The organism is Vibrio sp. bablab_jr001 (assembly GCF_016464285.1).
GTDB lineage: Bacteria > Pseudomonadota > Gammaproteobacteria > Enterobacterales > Vibrionaceae > Vibrio > Vibrio fluvialis.
Genome location: NZ_JACDWZ010000113.1, coordinates 16,224 through 31,358, shown reverse-complemented (window position 1 = coordinate 31,358; position 15,135 = coordinate 16,224). Strand labels below are relative to the sequence as shown.

17 protein-coding genes and 1 other RNA gene are annotated in these 15,135 nt (G+C 50.2%); 8 read left to right on the top strand and 10 right to left on the bottom strand.

Annotated features, from left to right (window positions below; translation table 11 throughout):
• Positions 1–43 precede the first annotated feature (43 nt).
• From lepA to rpoE, 5 genes are all read right to left on the bottom strand, one after another.
• Positions 44–1,837, bottom strand: coding sequence for a translation elongation factor 4 (lepA, locus tag JIG40_RS21835; protein ID WP_020332160.1), 1,794 nt, complete (start codon positions 1,835–1,837; stop codon positions 44–46).
• Positions 1,838–1,951: 114 nt separating this feature from the next.
• Positions 1,952–2,422: a SoxR reducing system RseC family protein gene (locus JIG40_RS21830; protein WP_020332159.1), complete on the bottom strand. Its 471-nt coding sequence runs from the start codon at positions 2,420–2,422 to the stop codon at positions 1,952–1,954.
• Positions 2,419–3,387, bottom strand: a complete 969-nt coding sequence (gene rseB / locus JIG40_RS21825; RefSeq protein ID WP_020332158.1) for a sigma-E factor regulatory protein RseB — start codon at positions 3,385–3,387, stop codon at positions 2,419–2,421. Before rseB ends, JIG40_RS21830 begins: the two co-directional genes overlap by 4 nt.
• Positions 3,384–4,013: a sigma-E factor negative regulatory protein gene (locus tag JIG40_RS21820; protein WP_199251194.1), complete on the bottom strand. Its 630-nt coding sequence runs from the start codon at positions 4,011–4,013 to the stop codon at positions 3,384–3,386. The genes rseB and JIG40_RS21820 overlap by 4 nt, the downstream gene beginning before the upstream one ends.
• Before the next feature lie 30 nt (positions 4,014–4,043).
• The gene (gene rpoE / locus JIG40_RS21815) at positions 4,044–4,616 is read right to left on the bottom strand and encodes an RNA polymerase sigma factor RpoE (RefSeq protein ID WP_020332156.1); all 573 of its coding nucleotides are present in this window, start codon (positions 4,614–4,616) and stop codon (positions 4,044–4,046) included.
• A gap of 469 nt (positions 4,617–5,085) precedes the next feature.
• Here rpoE and nadB point away from each other — a divergent pair, with 469 nt between their 5' ends.
• Positions 5,086–6,696, top strand: coding sequence for an L-aspartate oxidase (gene nadB, locus JIG40_RS21810; protein ID WP_020332155.1), 1,611 nt, complete (start codon positions 5,086–5,088; stop codon positions 6,694–6,696).
• A gap of 18 nt (positions 6,697–6,714) precedes the next feature.
• Here nadB and JIG40_RS21805 read toward each other — a convergent pair whose 3' ends face one another.
• On the bottom strand, positions 6,715–7,032 hold the full coding sequence (locus JIG40_RS21805; protein ID WP_158143031.1) for a protein YgfX: 318 nt from the start codon (positions 7,030–7,032) through the stop codon (positions 6,715–6,717).
• Positions 7,033–7,075: 43 nt separating this feature from the next.
• Complete coding sequence (locus tag JIG40_RS21800; RefSeq protein ID WP_024373477.1) at positions 7,076–7,336, bottom strand: succinate dehydrogenase assembly factor 2; 261 nt, start codon at positions 7,334–7,336, stop codon at positions 7,076–7,078.
• A gap of 149 nt (positions 7,337–7,485) precedes the next feature.
• On the opposite strand from JIG40_RS21800, the gene ygfZ reads away from it, so the two are divergent.
• The 3 genes from ygfZ to JIG40_RS21785 all read left to right on the top strand — a co-directional run bounded on the left by ygfZ (position 7,486) and on the right by JIG40_RS21785 (position 9,702).
• Positions 7,486–8,457 carry a tRNA-modifying protein YgfZ gene (gene ygfZ, locus JIG40_RS21795; RefSeq protein ID WP_199466085.1) on the top strand — a complete coding sequence of 324 codons (972 nt, stop codon included), beginning with the start codon at positions 7,486–7,488 and terminating at the stop codon, positions 8,455–8,457.
• Positions 8,450–8,926, top strand: a complete 477-nt coding sequence (locus JIG40_RS21790) for a YbaK/EbsC family protein (protein ID WP_199466130.1) — start codon at positions 8,450–8,452, stop codon at positions 8,924–8,926. Before ygfZ ends, JIG40_RS21790 begins: the two co-directional genes overlap by 8 nt.
• Before the next feature lie 569 nt (positions 8,927–9,495).
• Positions 9,496–9,702, top strand: a complete 207-nt coding sequence (locus tag JIG40_RS21785; RefSeq protein WP_020332150.1) for a DUF1107 domain-containing protein — start codon at positions 9,496–9,498, stop codon at positions 9,700–9,702.
• Between the two features lie 67 nt (positions 9,703–9,769).
• Here the strand turns inward: JIG40_RS21785 and JIG40_RS21780 are convergent, their stop codons facing one another.
• From JIG40_RS21780 to JIG40_RS21770, 3 genes are read right to left on the bottom strand one after another with little or no spacing between them, the layout of a single operon-like run.
• Positions 9,770–10,999: an FAD-dependent 2-octaprenylphenol hydroxylase gene (locus JIG40_RS21780; RefSeq protein ID WP_061056129.1), complete on the bottom strand. Its 1,230-nt coding sequence runs from the start codon at positions 10,997–10,999 to the stop codon at positions 9,770–9,772.
• A gap of 13 nt (positions 11,000–11,012) precedes the next feature.
• A complete protein-coding gene (gene ubiH / locus JIG40_RS21775; RefSeq protein ID WP_199466084.1) occupies positions 11,013–12,197 on the bottom strand; it encodes a 2-octaprenyl-6-methoxyphenyl hydroxylase in 1,185 nt (394 codons plus the stop codon).
• An 11-nt stretch (positions 12,198–12,208) separates the two neighbouring features.
• The gene (locus JIG40_RS21770; protein ID WP_100268737.1) at positions 12,209–12,784 is read right to left on the bottom strand and encodes a YecA family protein; all 576 of its coding nucleotides are present in this window, start codon (positions 12,782–12,784) and stop codon (positions 12,209–12,211) included.
• A gap of 242 nt (positions 12,785–13,026) precedes the next feature.
• Between JIG40_RS21770 and JIG40_RS21765 the strand changes: the two genes are divergently transcribed.
• The 4 genes from JIG40_RS21765 to rpiA all read left to right on the top strand — a co-directional run bounded on the left by JIG40_RS21765 (position 13,027) and on the right by rpiA (position 14,905).
• On the top strand, positions 13,027–13,335 hold the full coding sequence (locus JIG40_RS21765; RefSeq protein WP_024373483.1) for a cell division protein ZapA: 309 nt from the start codon (positions 13,027–13,029) through the stop codon (positions 13,333–13,335).
• Positions 13,336–13,352: 17 nt separating this feature from the next.
• A non-coding RNA gene (gene ssrS / locus JIG40_RS21760) (6S RNA) lies at positions 13,353–13,536 on the top strand.
• A gap of 2 nt (positions 13,537–13,538) precedes the next feature.
• The gene (locus tag JIG40_RS21755; RefSeq protein WP_055452835.1) at positions 13,539–14,129 is read left to right on the top strand and encodes a 5-formyltetrahydrofolate cyclo-ligase; all 591 of its coding nucleotides are present in this window, start codon (positions 13,539–13,541) and stop codon (positions 14,127–14,129) included.
• 119 nt (positions 14,130–14,248) lie between these two features.
• Positions 14,249–14,905, top strand: a complete 657-nt coding sequence (rpiA, locus tag JIG40_RS21750; protein WP_158147115.1) for a ribose-5-phosphate isomerase RpiA — start codon at positions 14,249–14,251, stop codon at positions 14,903–14,905.
• Positions 14,906–15,135 lie beyond the last annotated feature (230 nt).

The window sequence follows — 15,135 nt, the reverse complement described above, 5'->3', positions numbered from 1 at the left end:
CACTTGAGAGTTAATGCAAGCAACCTAACGTAGACAACGGGGTTTAGTCTTTACCTACGTGAAGAATGGCTAAGAACGCTTCTTGTGGAAGCTCAACGTTACCGATTTGCTTCATGCGTTTCTTACCTTCTTTCTGTTTCTTCAACAGTTTCTTCTTACGGCTCACGTCACCACCGTAACATTTCGCCAGTACGTTTTTACGTAGCTGTTTCACGGTTGAACGCGCGATGATGTGGTTACCGATCGCCGCCTGAATCGCGATATCAAACATCTGACGAGGAATGAACTCTTTCATCTTCTCAACCAGCTGACGACCGCGAGTCTGAGACTGATCTTTGTGCGTGATGATTGCCAGAGCATCCACTTTGTCGCCGTTCAGCAGCACGTCTACACGTACCATGTTCGACGCTTCAAAACGCTGGAAGCCGTAATCCAGAGAAGCATAGCCACGAGAGGTCGATTTCAGACGGTCGAAGAAATCCAGAACCACTTCGGCCATAGGAATATCGTACGTCAGCGCAACCTGATTACCGTGGTAAACCATGTCAACCTGAATACCGCGTTTTTCAATACACAGTGTAATCACGTTACCCAGGTAATCCGCTGGAACCAGAATGTTACAGCGCGCAATCGGCTCGCGAATTTCTTCTACATCGTTAATAGCAGGCAGTTTGGCCGGGCTATCAACATGCATGATTTCTTTGTCAGTCTTCAGAACTTCGTACACTACGGTTGGTGCCGTGGTGATCAGGTCCAGATCGTATTCACGCTCCAGACGTTCCTGAATGATTTCCATGTGCAGCATGCCAAGGAAACCACAACGGAAACCAAAGCCCAGAGCCGCAGACGTTTCTGGTTCGTAGAACAGCGACGCATCGTTCAGGCTCAGTTTACCCAGCGCATCACGGAAAGCTTCGTAGTCGTCAGACGACACCGGGAACAGACCCGCATAAACCTGAGGTTTGACTTTCTTAAAGCCTGGCAGTGGTTTGTCACAGCCGTTCTTCGCCAGCGTCAGGGTATCACCTACTGGCGCGCCAAGAATGTCTTTAATACCACACACAACCCAGCCCACTTCACCCGTTTCGAGATCGTTAGTGTCGACTTGTTTTGGTGTGAAAATACCTAAGCGATCCACACCCCAAACCTGACCAGTGCTCATCACTTTGATCTTATCGTTTTTCTTCAGCTTACCGTTTTTGATTCGAACCAGAGACACTACGCCCAGGTAGTTATCGAACCAAGAGTCGATGATCAGCGCTTGCAGAGGTGCATCAGGATCGCCTTCTGGTGCTGGAATCGCAGACACGATTTTTTCCAGTACATCATCAACACCAACGCCGGTTTTCGCTGAACAACGTACAGCGTCAATCGCATCGATACCGACGATGTCTTCAATCTCTTCAGCCACACGCTCCGGCTCTGCCGCTGGCAGGTCGATCTTGTTCAGGATTGGCACCACTTCCAGATCCATTTCGATCGCGGTGTAACAGTTGGCCAATGTTTGCGCTTCTACGCCTTGACCCGCGTCCACCACCAGCAGTGCACCTTCACACGCAGCCAGAGAACGAGACACTTCATACGAGAAGTCCACGTGTCCCGGAGTATCGATGAAGTTAAGTTGGTAGGTTTCGCCATCTTTTGCATGGTAATCGAGAGTCACACTCTGCGCTTTGATGGTGATACCACGCTCACGTTCAAGGTCCATGGAATCAAGAACTTGCTCGGCCATTTCACGGTCGCTTAAGCCTCCACAGACTTGGATTAAGCGGTCAGACAGGGTCGATTTACCATGGTCAATGTGGGCGATAATCGAAAAGTTACGAATGTGCTTCATAGGTTTGGGATGACTAAACTCTTTACTAATTAGGACATAAGAAAGGCCGCAGCTGGCGGCATTTCATTCAAGTTGGCCGATTCTACCCAATTTCGTTGGGGTTCGCACCATAATTTAGGCGATGGGTTGCCCAAGGACACGCAGCAGAACCACCTCTTGTGCAGAGCGCTTCTCCAGTCGCGTCGACCAGCGTTTCGCCATCGCGATGCCTAATCCGATAAACAGCAGAGACGTGAGGATAATCACGCCTTCGCCCATGCCGAGCAGCGGTGCCAGCCAGGCATCCGCCAGCCAGGCGCCGAGAATCATCATCAGTAGCGGAACCAGATAAACCAGCGCCGCTGACTGCAGCAGGCTTTTTTCAGGAAAACCGATTTCAACCACCTGGCCCTGCTCGACTTTTTTGTCGGTATCCAGTTGCCAGAACAGTGATTTATTGCCGATCGCTTTCGAGACAATCCCTGTGCCACAGCTTTTTGAAGACGCACAGCTGTTGCAACTGGTCTGCTGCTCACAACTGAGTTCAACATGATAGCCGTGTTTTTGGCTTGCTACGGCAGTCACTGTGGCTAATGCGGTCATCATGGTTTCGGTGCTCCGTCGGTATGGAACACCACCGATTGTGCGATGCGTTTGGCGGTATCCGGCGGAATATCACCCACCACAGAAATTTCACTGTCGCCTTTCACAAAGCTGTGCAACGTGCGACGGCCCTGACGAACCAATTGACCTTTAAGGGAGAAGTTGTCACTGGCAGACACATAGACTGAGAAGCTGAACAGCCCATCAGAGAACATCTGACTCTCCACCAGACGTTCCGTAATCGCCATGCGGTAACGGTTCAGCTCCAATGGTTTAAAGCCTTCCGGTGTCCAACCCACCGACCAGAATGTGTCAGTGATATTGCCTTTAGGCAGTGACAGCACTTCCGGCAGCTGTACTTTATTCAGCCCGGCCATCAGTTCAGCCAGTTTGTCGCTGACTGAGTATGAAATGGTGCGGTATTGCTCCAACACTTCACCATCGCGGTCAACCAGATCGGCGCGCAACGGCAGATTGCTGTGTTCATCAACCCACAACACATACGAATAACGCAGACCATCTTTCGGGACAATACGCAGCACCTGACAAGCGGCGCCAGCTTCACGAGCGCGCCCTACTTTGACAAAGTCGTAGTACTGGCTGAGTTCATCAACATCGCTGTTGAGCATCGGAATGGTCGGTGCCACCATGTTGCCCGATTCGATCGTGAAAGGTTCAACACCCGGCTCTACGTAGCTGACTTCGTTGCCACGACGAATCACTTCGCGCACAGGTCCACTGAGGTACACCAGATGAGCCAGCTGTTGATCGTTGGCTTCACGCGCATGACGATACAACAAAGGTTCAATGCTGTTTTTCTTAATCAGGATATAAGACAGTTCATAATTGAGATGCTGACTGGCTTCGTTCATTTGATGCAACAACGCCTCTGCAGACTCTTCCTCTGCAAAGGCGGTACTGGTGCCCAAACTGAACAGTGTCAGCACACTGATCAGAAGTTTCTTCATTCAACTACCGGTTCGACTGGATCGGACTGAGAACCCAGGTTCTCACTGTTCAATCTTAATTGCAGTTCATAGTCTTGCAGCAAGGCGTTTACACGACGACGCTGCTCTTGAACATTCGCTTCATTACTGTGTCTTTCGACAGATTCACGAGTCAGGCTAACAGGTTCTGCACTGCCTGAAAACGGAACCGTTTGCAGCACAGGTAACTGCTCCTGCTGTGGCGTTGTGCCGTCGCCACCGCCGTATTGCTGCACACCAATGATTACCGCTAAAGATACGCAAGCTGCAACGGCAACTTGTCCAAACTGGGATAACCAAGCCGGTAACTGACGACGAGCCTGCTCGGGTTTCGGCTGAGCTTCGACGCGGGCTTGGTTGAGATCGGTAACATTTGTGCTGGCAGTGCTAAACGAGGTATGCGCAGGTTCATTTTCCAACGCTAATGCCACACTTTCAGCGATATTCCATTCTGGTCGTACAGGCGCATCGCCACGCATCACATCACCAATCAGATGGTAATTTTTCCACGTGTCGAGACTGTCACTGTCGCTGGCCAATTCTTGAATCAGCAGCTTGTCGACCAGTTCTCCATCCATGAGAGCTGAAAGTTTCTCTTTGTCAGCCATTATTTTCACCATTGTTTTTGCCGGTTTGCGCTATAAAAGAGGTTTGATTCTCTTTTCCACCGCTTCACGAGCACGGAAGATACGAGAACGCACCGTACCTACGGGGCAATCCATGACTTCTGCGATATCTTCGTAACTCAAGCCATCAAGCTCGCGCAACGTCATCGCGGTTTTTAAATCTTCAGGCAACGCTTCTATCGCACTAAACACCGCCTGCTTTAACTCTTTGGACAGCGTAATGTTTTCTGGGTTCGATATTTCTTTTAACGCGTTGCCGCTTTCGTAAAATTCAGCTTCTTCAGCATCAACATCATTTGCCGGCGGACGACGGCTTTGCGCCACGATGTGATTTTTTGCGGTATTAACAGCAATACGGTAAAGCCAAGTGTAAAACGCACTTTCGCCGCGAAAGGTCGGAATAGCACGATAAGCCTTAATAAAAGCTTCCTGGGCAACATCCGCCACATCTCCTGAATTGCTCACATACCTGGAGATAAGATTGCAGACCTTGTTTTGATATCTCAGTACCAAAAGATTAAACGCTTGCTTATCTCCGTTCTGAACTCGCTCAATCAACACTTGATCGGTCAGCTGCTCGTTCATTCGAGCGGTTACTCCTATTGTTATATCCCGTACCTTCTCAGATATGGGCTCTAATTATGCAGAATGTTATCTTGACACCACTGCCTACATGAGCACTATTGTGACTCAGCCGCGCAGGGAAAGTTCAATTCTGTGTGAATTTTTTTACCATTCACCAATCGCATTGTGATGTAATCTAGGTTCCTGGAAAACTCCCTGAATATTGGGGACAGGAATCGGAAAAGACAATAGCATTTACAAAGTATTGCTTTTAGCGCGAAGATAAAGCCCTCAAAGAATTTCGGGTCATGCCTATGACCACCCGACACTTTGAAGCAAAACGGACTCACGTTGTATTGTTCCCTGACAATTAGGCCATTCAGATGACACGGTTGCTCAATCTCGCTAGCGGGCAACGGGAACACAGCGTGCTGTATTTTAAACTTAGAGTAGGACCACTCTAACTTTAGTTCGGGAATATAAACATTTTATGAACGCCAACCGAGAACATCAGTGTGATGTATTAGTCGTGGGAAGTGGTGCCGCAGGCTTGTCGTTAGCCCTGCGTGTGGCCAAGCATAGCAAAGTCATCGTTCTGAGTAAGGGCCCTCGCAGCGAAGGGTCGACCTATTATGCTCAGGGCGGAATTGCCGCCGTGTTTGATGAATCGGACAGCATTGATTCTCACGTTCAGGATACTCTCATTGCCGGCGCAGGGATTTGCGAAGAAGGCACGGTTCGCTTTATTGCCGAACACGCCAAAGAGTGTGTGCAGTGGCTGATCGATGGCGGAGTGCCGTTTGATAAAGAAGAAGACAGTGACGAAGACGAGCCGCGTTATCACCTGACTCGTGAAGGCGGCCACAGTCATCGCCGCATTCTGCATGCCGCCGATGCCACTGGCATGGCCGTGCAAACGTCTCTGCAGGACAACGTTCATAATCACCCGAACATTACGTTGCTTGAGCGCTACAACGCGCTGGACTTAATCACTGAAGATAAAGTTGGCGGCCGCGCCGACAAAGTCGTCGGTGCCTATGTCTGGAACCGTAACGAAGAACACGTCGAAGTCATTCGCGCCAAGTTTGTGGTTCTCGCCACTGGCGGCGCATCAAAAGTGTATCAGTACACCTCAAACCCGGATGTCTCTTCCGGTGACGGAATCGCGATTGCGTGGCGTGCCGGTTGCCGAGTGGCCAACCTGGAATTTAACCAGTTCCATCCGACTTGTTTATATCACCCGGATGCCCGTAACTTCCTGCTCACCGAAGCGCTGCGCGGCGAAGGCGCCTATCTGCGCCGTCCGGATGGTTCGCGTTTTATGCCGGACTTTGATGAACGCGCCGAGCTTGCGCCACGTGACGTGGTCGCCCGCGCGATAGACTTTGAAATGAAGCGCCTTGGCGCAGACTGCATGTATCTCGACATCAGCCACAAACCCGCCGATTTCATCGAAAAGCATTTCCCGATGATCTACAGCCGATTGATGGATCTCGGTATCGATATGACCCAAGAGCCTATCCCGATTGTTCCGGCCGCGCACTACACCTGTGGCGGCGTGATGGTCAATCAGAATGGTCAGACCGACCTTGATCAGCTTTATGCAATTGGCGAAGTGAGCTACACCGGCCTGCACGGTGCCAACCGCATGGCATCGAACTCCTTGTTGGAGTGTGTGGTTTACGCTTGGTCAGCAGCGAAAGATATCCTGAGTAAACTGAAAGACGCTCAACTGCCGCCTAGCCTGCCAGGCTGGGATGAAAGTCAGGTGACCTGCTCAGACGAAGAAGTGGTCATTCAGCACAACTGGCACGAGCTGCGCCTGTTTATGTGGGACTACATGGGTATCGTGCGCACCGACAAACGCTTGGAACGCGCATTACGCCGCATCCAACTGTTGCAACAGGAAACTCATGAGTACTACAGCAACTTCCGTGTATCGAACAACCTGCTGGAACTGCGTAACCTGCTGCAAGTCGCAGAGCTGATGGTACGTTGTGCGATGCAGCGCAAAGAGAGCCGAGGCCTGCACTACACGCTCGATTACCCGGAACTTCAGGAAGATAGCGGTCCGACGATTCTGACGCCGGAGCAGGAATAAATCCTAAAAACGGGAGCGCTACAGCTCCCGTTTTAGTCTCACCAATAATTGACGGTATTCCCGTTCGGAGCAGCTGTCGCGCCACAACAGCCAGCGCCGCCCTTGCCCCTCCATTACGATAAACGCAAAAGCAAACAGGTACTGCATGCGAGAAATTGCATACCGCTCGTCACCGATCTGAACGCTACCGGAAAAATCGATTTCAACATCGCCGCAGAGCGCAGGAGTCAACCATTGCTGCATAGGCAGAGTCATGCCCATACCGATAATGAGTAATGTAACAACAAGGGGAATTGGAGCGAGAAGTAACGCCCACAGCACACAACCAAAGACCATGGCGGCGACAACGCGGGCGTTATAAGAAGGAGTTAGGTGGAGCTTAACGCACTTTGCTGAGGTTATGAGCGACAATCTTGTCTACCATAGCGGCATGACCAAGATTCTCTGAACGACCATGACCCATGACCCAGGTAAACAAATCCGGATCATCACACTCAAGCAAAGAAACAAAGTCTTGTTGTTCTGATTCAGTCAGCGTATCAAAACACTCTTCGAAAAATGGCATGATGACAACATCAAGCTCTAACATTCCACGACGACAGGCCCATTTAATACGCGCTTTTTCTTCCGCGGTGTACATCGGTTATCCTCACCTTATGATTATTTGCGGCCAAGTTTATCAAACACCGGGCTTGCTCAACTAGTAGCTCAGTCACAGTCCCTGTTCAAGCTGACAAAAAAGTTGATCCAGATTAACATAGTGGAAATTATTTCACTTAGGTGAAGGACATGGACTGGAAAAACACATTCTCTCCGCTCAGCGTCAACGCAAGCGATGCTCTGCCTGAGCTGATGCTCACTTATCTTGATTCTTGGGGCGCAATCACTATGGTCGGCGCAGACAAGAAAAGCTATCTGCAAGGTCAGGTCACCTGTAACGTTGTGACTCTGGCCAGCGATCAATCCACATTCGGTGCCCACTGCGATGCCAAAGGCAAAGTATGGTCGGTATTTCGACTGTTTCATCATCACGATGGCTACGCCATGTTTCAGCCGCAATCCGCGATTGAAGCAGAGCTGCGTGAACTGAAAAAGTACGCCATTTTCTCCAAAGTCGAGATCGCTGAAAGCCAGGATATCGCGCTCGGCGTGATGGGCGTGCAAGCACAGGCTTATATTGATCGTCTCAGCGACTCACAAGGCGACGTGCGTGCAATCCAAGGCGGAACAGCGGTTCGTATCAGCGACCTACGCTGGTTACTGTTCGTCACCCCAGAGACCGCAGAACAATTGGCGACCAGCACCGATGCCACTAAAGTCGACGCCACACTCTGGACACGCTTTGACATTGAAGAAGCAATTCCAGTGATCGAGCGCGCTGACCAAAACGAACACATTCCTCAAGCAGTCAACGTTCAGGCGGTCGGCGGCATCAGCTTTACCAAAGGCTGTTACACTGGTCAGGAAACCGTCGCGCGCGCAAAATACCGCGGCATCAATAAACGCGCGATGTACATCGTAGCGGGCGATGTCACTCAGGCACTGACCAACAGTGATGCACAGGAAATGGAACGTTCTGTCGGTGAAAACTGGCGCAGCGCAGGCCGCTTAATAGCGCACTACACCTTTGCCGATAACACAGCTATTGGTTTGATTGTGTTACCTAACAATCTGGAAGAAGGCACGGAACTGCGTCTGACGGCTCAACCGGGAACCCGTTGGACAATTCAGCCACTGCCGTATTCACTGGATGATGAATAGCACCATCAGCACACCAATCACCCAATATCTGGATGCGCAGCAGGTACCCTATCGCCTGCTGCCGCACCTTACACCCGCGACCACGATCGAAGATGCTGCGCGCCAACGCGGCATTAAGCCCAACCAAATGGTCAAATGTATTTTATTGCGTGATATGGGGGATCATCTCGCTCTGGCTTGCGCTCCGGGCGATCGCAATGTGGATCCCAAAAAAGTGCGCGCCTTACTTAATTGGCGACGAATGACGTGCGTGGATCTCTCGCAAGTGGAAACGATCACGGGCTATGCGCTCGGCACAGTCACACCACTGTTACTCAAAACCCCCATGCCGATCATTTTTGATCACGCTATTTTGCAACAACCACTGGTCACTATCAGCAGCGGTTCGACGTTGGCAGGTATCGCGCTCGACGTAAACGATCTCGTACAACTTTGTCAGCCTCAGTTTGCACACATTCAACGTGAATAAGTGATGCAAACCATGCAATCCATTACATGTGATCGTGATCAACTTCTAATTTAAGATTATTTTGTTATGAATTTTTATCCAATTTAAAAACATAAATAGTCACGCCATTTTTTTTAGTTTACTCTCTGTTTCGTTGGTTAAAGTTCACACAGAGGTACGACTCTGTTGATATCCTTCTCCAACAAAAAAGTGAATCCACTGATTGTTTCAGGACATCCACTTTTTGTGTAATGCATCTGTGACTATTTCGCCCGCATCTGATTGCGGGCTTTTTTTATGCAGAAATATGACATCTTTTTTACCCGTTTTTCTTAAAGCCAACTATTCTTAAAACTGTCATATTCCTCTGGCTTAATGAGCGCCGTCTTGGTTAGAGAGGAAGTTTCGTCAACCCTATCTATTTGAGGTAAAAGTCACACAATTGTGGATATTTATCCATGAATTTGCTTACAGCAGCACAAATATCTAAATTGGTCAGCTAATACTGCATGTATCCCTAGCTCAATCACACTATTTTCTCAGGGGTTTCCATATACTTTGCAGTGCGAAAACAAACAAAGGATCGAAGTATGAGACTGTTTAAGCGCTATACACCAGGTATGATTGCTAAACACGTAAGTCGCCTTTTTAAGGGAAGAATATATATCTACGGCGTAGGTAAATTTGAATTCGACAACGGCAAACTGATGTTGCCAGACCGCGCAGAACAGCGGCACTTCCAGACCGTCAAAGAAGTGAATCTGGAGATAAGAAGATTACGCTGTGCTTACGCGTAACGCTCTCGAAACGAATTAAAAAGGGTTGGCGATTGCCAACCCTTTTGCCATTTTGTCACACATCATGTTACGCGATATGAGAAGCACGATTTATTTTCGCCAGTTCAGGCAAGTTGCCTTTTAAGCCCAGCGCGTGTTTCATGATTTCATCTTTCGCCCCAGGCAGTTGCCCCGCCAAACGCATACCGATACCACGAATCAATTTCTTGGCTGGGTTATTGCCAGCAAACAGATCTTTAAAGCCTTGCATTGCGGCAATCATTTTCGCCGCTTCCGCTTTACGCCAGCGCTCATATCCGCGCAGGTTACGTTTGCTGCCGATGTCCTGCCCCTGATGCCATAACGCCATCACTTCCTGCGCCAGACTCGCGGCGTCCAGCAGACCAAGGTTGACCCCCTGTCCAGCCAGCGGATGAATGGTATGCGCCGCATCACCAACGAGGGCGACGCGCTCGACGACAAAGTCTCGGGCGTAACGCATTTTGAGCGGAAACGCATGGCGTTCACCAACGACTTCACACACACCCAGTTTGACGTCAAATTCAGCCGTCAGGGCTTTATTGAACTCACTCGCATCCATAGCGACCAAGCGTTCAGCGCGGTTCGGGTCTGTCGACCAGACAATGGAACTCATGTGCGAATTGCCCATAGGCAGAAATGCCAGCGGACCTTGCGGCGTAAAGATCTGACGCGCCACCGATTCATGCGGTTCAGTCGTTCGCACGTTTGCCACCACCGCGCTGTGACCATAATCCCAGTGCGTCAGCGGAATGTCTTGTTGTTTGCGTACCCAGGAGTTCGCCCCATCTGCGCCCACAACCAGTTTCGCTGTCAGCGACTGACCGTTACTCAGTGTCAGCCACGCTTCGCTTTCACCAATCGCCAGGCTCTGACAACTTGCCGGCATGTACAAAGAGACGTTGGATTGCTGTTTAACCTGCTCCAGCAGCGCCAGTTGAATCACGCGATTTTCGACAATGTGCCCCAGATTAGGCTGAGTGAGACTATTTGCGCTGAATTCAATGCGGGCAAAACTGTCTTGTTCCCACACTTCCATCGCAGTGTAAGGTGCCGCTCGGCGGGCCTTGATTCCCTGCCAGGCGTTCAGGTTCTGCAAAATAATTTCACTGGAACGGCTAAGCGCCGAAACACGCACATCTGGCAGCTCGCTCAACCCTTCTTGCGGCAATTTGCCTTCTATCACGGCAATTCGCAAATCGGTGTTTTTGAATGCAGCCGCTAAAGCCAGTCCGACCATTCCGCCGCCGACAATCGCAATATCCACGCTTTGCATCATAATTTTGTACCTTTTATCGATTTACCACACCCAGCGTGCGGCGCAGCAACGGAGTTTTCAGCACTGGCAGATTATCTATCGCAGCCAGGCCCAGATTTCGTCCGATTCTTAATGTCAGCCAGTCATTCGAGAACAAGTGCACTAGGGTTGAAGTGAGAGCAATGGTCGCCTCTCGATCGGCTTCTCGGCGCTTTCTGAAACGGTTCAGCTGCGCGTAGCCGCCAATTTCATCGCCATGGGTCAGTTCTTCTGCCAACGTCGCGACATCGCGAATACCAAGGTTGAATCCCTGACCGGCGATAGGATGCAGGGTTTGCGCGGCATTACCGACAATCGCAAAGCGGTGAGAAACATTCTGCTCGCGATAACGCAGCAGCAACGGATACGCGCTGCGCTCACCCGCTTTCGTCAAACGACCTAAACGCCAGCCAAATGCCTGCTGCAATTCAGCCAGAAACTCGCTCTCACTGTATTGCATCACGTTTGCCGCCTCTTCGGGAGGCAAACACCACACCAGCGACAAACGGTTGTCGCTCATCGGCAGCAGCGCCACCGGCCCCGTCGACGTAAAACGTTCAAAGGCGCGGCCCTTGTGTGGTTGGCTGGCAACAACATTGGCAATGATGGCCACTTGCTCGAAATCGTGTTCTTTAAGCTCTAAACCGATCTGCTGGCAACAGGTAGATACCGCGCCATCAGCCGCCACCAACAATTTACCGTTGAGGCATTCACCGTTACTCAGTGTCACTGTGACCGATGCATCACTGCGTTCTACCGTCGATACACTGGCTGGACAAAATTGATGAATCGCAGCGCACTGCGCCATTTTTTCCGCGTAAATACGGCCGACATCAGCCAGTTCAACGACGTAACCCAGCGCATCAACGCCAGCAGATTCGCGAGTAATATCCGTCATCCCCGCATGAAAGCGGTCAGATACATGAATGTGAGTGATCGGTGTAGCCACGGGTTGAATCGCAGGCCACAGTTTCAGTTGTTGCAGAACCCCAACCGTGCCATATGAGAGAGCAATCGAGCGGGCATCAAATCCCGGGTGGGCGTGGTGATTCGTCTGATACGCTTCGATCACCGCGATGTTCAGACCTCCCTGACTGAGGGAGTCCAACGCCAGTGCCAAAGTGGCACCAGCCATCGCGCCACCAGCAATAATCACATCAAAAGACTTTGCCTCGCTCACTGCCGCCTCACTTAATGAATGGTTGGTTCAGAATCTTGTTGTGGTTTGACGCCGAATTCTGCGTGTAGCGTCAGAACGCAGGCCTTCACGTGCTCAATGACTTGCTCCAGTAACTGAGCCTGCTCTTCAAAATCATCTTCTTCATCGATACCCAGCTTGGCGATCTCTTCCAGATCTTCCAGCGCTTCTTTCGCGACGTCTGACGCACTCTGTAATTTCGCGCCGACCAACCCCAGGCCGGAAATGAAATGATTAACCCATTCCGCCACGCTATCAGCAAATTGGAACAGTGCTTCTTCACCTTCTGTGACTGGCAACATCAGAGTCAATTCTAAATCGGTACTGGTCAGTTCTGCGTTAGTCGCTTTGAGCGTCTGCTCAGCCAGTGCCAGCACCTGCATCGGCCAGCCCATACCATCATTGGTGTAATCAAAAATCAGCGGCTGCCAACTTTTATCGCTCAAACTCAACCCGCCAGCCAGCATACCGGTGAGCAAACCGTGCAACTCTGCCGGCGTGACACCCAGTGATGCCGATTGCAGTTCGGAGGCTAAGTTTGCATAATTTGGAAAAGTGTTGTCGCTCATAATGGGCTCGTCATTAAAAAAATATGTCCAATCGTACCACTTCAACGATCCGGCGAAAACGCTCGCGTCGCCAATTGTGACCAGCTTTTATGCAAATTGCCCAAGAACTGTGTTTTTGCCCAACCAAATCTAGCTTCCGTGTGTGAAAAGCTTGAATCTTAGGAACGCTTTACCTATAGTTTGACCCTCGATGGTCACGTAAGCGATATCATCTTTAGTTACGCCAATAGAGTTCATTTATCATGAGTAATCAAGCGGTTGACGTTGAAATTTTAGGCAAAGTAACACGGGTCAATTGTCCGCCAGGGCAAGAAGAACCATTGTTGCGTGCCGCACAGGACCTCGACCGACGATTGAAAGAAATGGCTGATCGTACTAAGGTATCGAATGAGGTAAAGTTACTGACAATCGCCGCACTGAACATCTGTTATGAGCTGCAAACCAAGCAGCAAGAAAAAGATGGCCAGCAGTCGGAAATGAGCGAGCGAATGGAAAAGCTCACGGCTTCGCTTGAAGAAGCACTCAGTAAAGTCAAGCCAGGAGAGCTGTAGCCTTTACCATCCAAAGATTTTCCCTGGAGTGTTCGTCAGCGGATTTATGTCCCTGAGCCGATAAGCAACACGTAAGGGTTAGTACTTGGTAGCTATTGAGCATGCTCGGCTTGTACCGAGAAGCCTACGGTTATCATTGCTGATCCGCCTTGAACCAGCTGGTTCAAGGGCTACAATCCTCAACGGCACTCTGGGGTCCCTCTATGCAATACTCTCGTCATGAGCTGCGTAAGCTCGTTCGCCAACAACGCAATCAGCTGTCCAGCGACATTCAATATCAAGCGAGCCAGGATTTGATCCGCCGTTTTGCCGCTCTGCCTGAAATGCAAACCTGTCATCATATTGCTCTTTACCTGTCGACCGACGGCGAGCTCGACACTCAACCGCTGATCGAATGGTTATGGTCGCAAGGCAAAGCCGTCTACCTGCCCGTATTACATCCCTTTTCTGCGGGTCACCTGCTATTTCTTCACTATCAAAGCTCCACGCCGATGACGTATAACAAATTCGGTATTCTGGAGCCAAAACTCGACCAAACACTGGTGAAACCGGTTAAAGAGCTCGATCTTATCTGCACACCTTTAGTTGCATTCGACTCTCACGGCCATCGCCTTGGCATGGGTGGCGGCTATTACGATCGTACGTTGGCGCATTGGTTTAAAACCGGGGAAGGTGCCCAGCCTATGGGACTGGCACATGATTGTCAGCATGTTGAACAGCTGCCTACCGAAGCCTGGGATATACCGCTACCGAAGATCATCACCCCCAGCCAAATTTGGCAGTGGAAAGCGTGATCTCTGCATAATTAAGTGAGGTGATTATGCCGCTATCAGAGTACATCTCCCGTTGGTTTGAGGGTATAATCGCGCCGCGCAAACGCGTTCCCCCACAGAATCGAAATCAGGAGATAGGCATGACTCAAGATGAAATGAAAAAAGCCGCCGGTTGGGCTGCACTGAAATATGTAGAGAAAGGCAGCATTGTCGGTGTTGGCACCGGTTCAACGGTGAATCACTTCATCGACGCTCTGGGTTCGATCAAAGATGACATCAAAGGGGCTGTATCAAGCTCGATTGCTTCCACGGAAAAACTGAAAGGTTTAGGTATTGAAGTGTTCGACTGCAACGACGTCGCTGGTCTGGATGTGTATGTGGATGGAGCAGACGAAATTAACGCACACCGTGAAATGATCAAAGGTGGTGGTGCGGCGCTGACCCGCGAAAAAATCGTGGCAGCGATTGCGGACAAATTCATTTGTATCGTTGATGGCACCAAAGCAGTTGACGTATTGGGGGCTTTCCCACTGCCAGTGGAAGTGATTCCGATGGCGCGCTCTTATGTCGCGCGCGAACTGGTCAAACTGGGCGGCGATCCGGTTTACCGTGAAGGCGTAGTCACAGACAATGGCAACATCATCCTGGATGTGTACAACATGCGCATTACAGATGCGAAAGATCTGGAAAGCAAAATCAACGCGATTGCAGGTGTGGTAACGAACGGTCTGTTCGCCCACCGTGGTGCTGACGTTGTTATCACCGGCACCCCTGAAGGGGCGAAAATCGAAGAATAAGATTGGAAAAAGCGTCTTTTTTCCGTCATTAGATTACAAACGGCACTCAGGGTGCCGTTTTTTGTTTCTTTTCTCTAAGAAAATTATGCCTTATTCCGTAATTTTCTTACCCAAAACAAAAAAAGTTTGTTAATTTATTGCGTAGAAGATACACAATGCAAACGTTTGCTTTCTTATAAAAGGCTCAGTTATTGCACGTTTCGCTTTATGTTCGCTTCATTAGCCCACCT

Coding starts and splice junctions, on each gene's coding strand:
- rpiA (WP_158147115.1), top strand. CDS start 14,249: ATGACTCAAGATGAAATGAAAAAAGCCGCCGGTTGGGCTGCACTGAAA.
- ygfZ (WP_199466085.1), top strand. CDS start 7,486: ATGGACTGGAAAAACACATTCTCTCCGCTCAGCGTCAACGCAAGCGAT.
- JIG40_RS21780 (WP_061056129.1), bottom strand. CDS start 10,999: ATGATGCAAAGCGTGGATATTGCGATTGTCGGCGGCGGAATGGTCGGA.
- nadB (WP_020332155.1), top strand. CDS start 5,086: ATGAACGCCAACCGAGAACATCAGTGTGATGTATTAGTCGTGGGAAGT.
- lepA (WP_020332160.1), bottom strand. CDS start 1,837: ATGAAGCACATTCGTAACTTTTCGATTATCGCCCACATTGACCATGGT.
- JIG40_RS21785 (WP_020332150.1), top strand. CDS start 9,496: ATGAGACTGTTTAAGCGCTATACACCAGGTATGATTGCTAAACACGTA.
- JIG40_RS21755 (WP_055452835.1), top strand. CDS start 13,539: ATGCAATACTCTCGTCATGAGCTGCGTAAGCTCGTTCGCCAACAACGC.
- JIG40_RS21820 (WP_199251194.1), bottom strand. CDS start 4,013: ATGGCTGACAAAGAGAAACTTTCAGCTCTCATGGATGGAGAACTGGTC.
- JIG40_RS21790 (WP_199466130.1), top strand. CDS start 8,450: ATGAATAGCACCATCAGCACACCAATCACCCAATATCTGGATGCGCAG.
- rseB (WP_020332158.1), bottom strand. CDS start 3,387: ATGAAGAAACTTCTGATCAGTGTGCTGACACTGTTCAGTTTGGGCACC.
- JIG40_RS21770 (WP_100268737.1), bottom strand. CDS start 12,784: ATGAGCGACAACACTTTTCCAAATTATGCAAACTTAGCCTCCGAACTG.
- rpoE (WP_020332156.1), bottom strand. CDS start 4,616: ATGAACGAGCAGCTGACCGATCAAGTGTTGATTGAGCGAGTTCAGAAC.
- JIG40_RS21765 (WP_024373483.1), top strand. CDS start 13,027: ATGAGTAATCAAGCGGTTGACGTTGAAATTTTAGGCAAAGTAACACGG.
- JIG40_RS21800 (WP_024373477.1), bottom strand. CDS start 7,336: ATGTACACCGCGGAAGAAAAAGCGCGTATTAAATGGGCCTGTCGTCGT.
- JIG40_RS21830 (WP_020332159.1), bottom strand. CDS start 2,422: ATGATGACCGCATTAGCCACAGTGACTGCCGTAGCAAGCCAAAAACAC.
- JIG40_RS21805 (WP_158143031.1), bottom strand. CDS start 7,032: ATGGTCTTTGGTTGTGTGCTGTGGGCGTTACTTCTCGCTCCAATTCCC.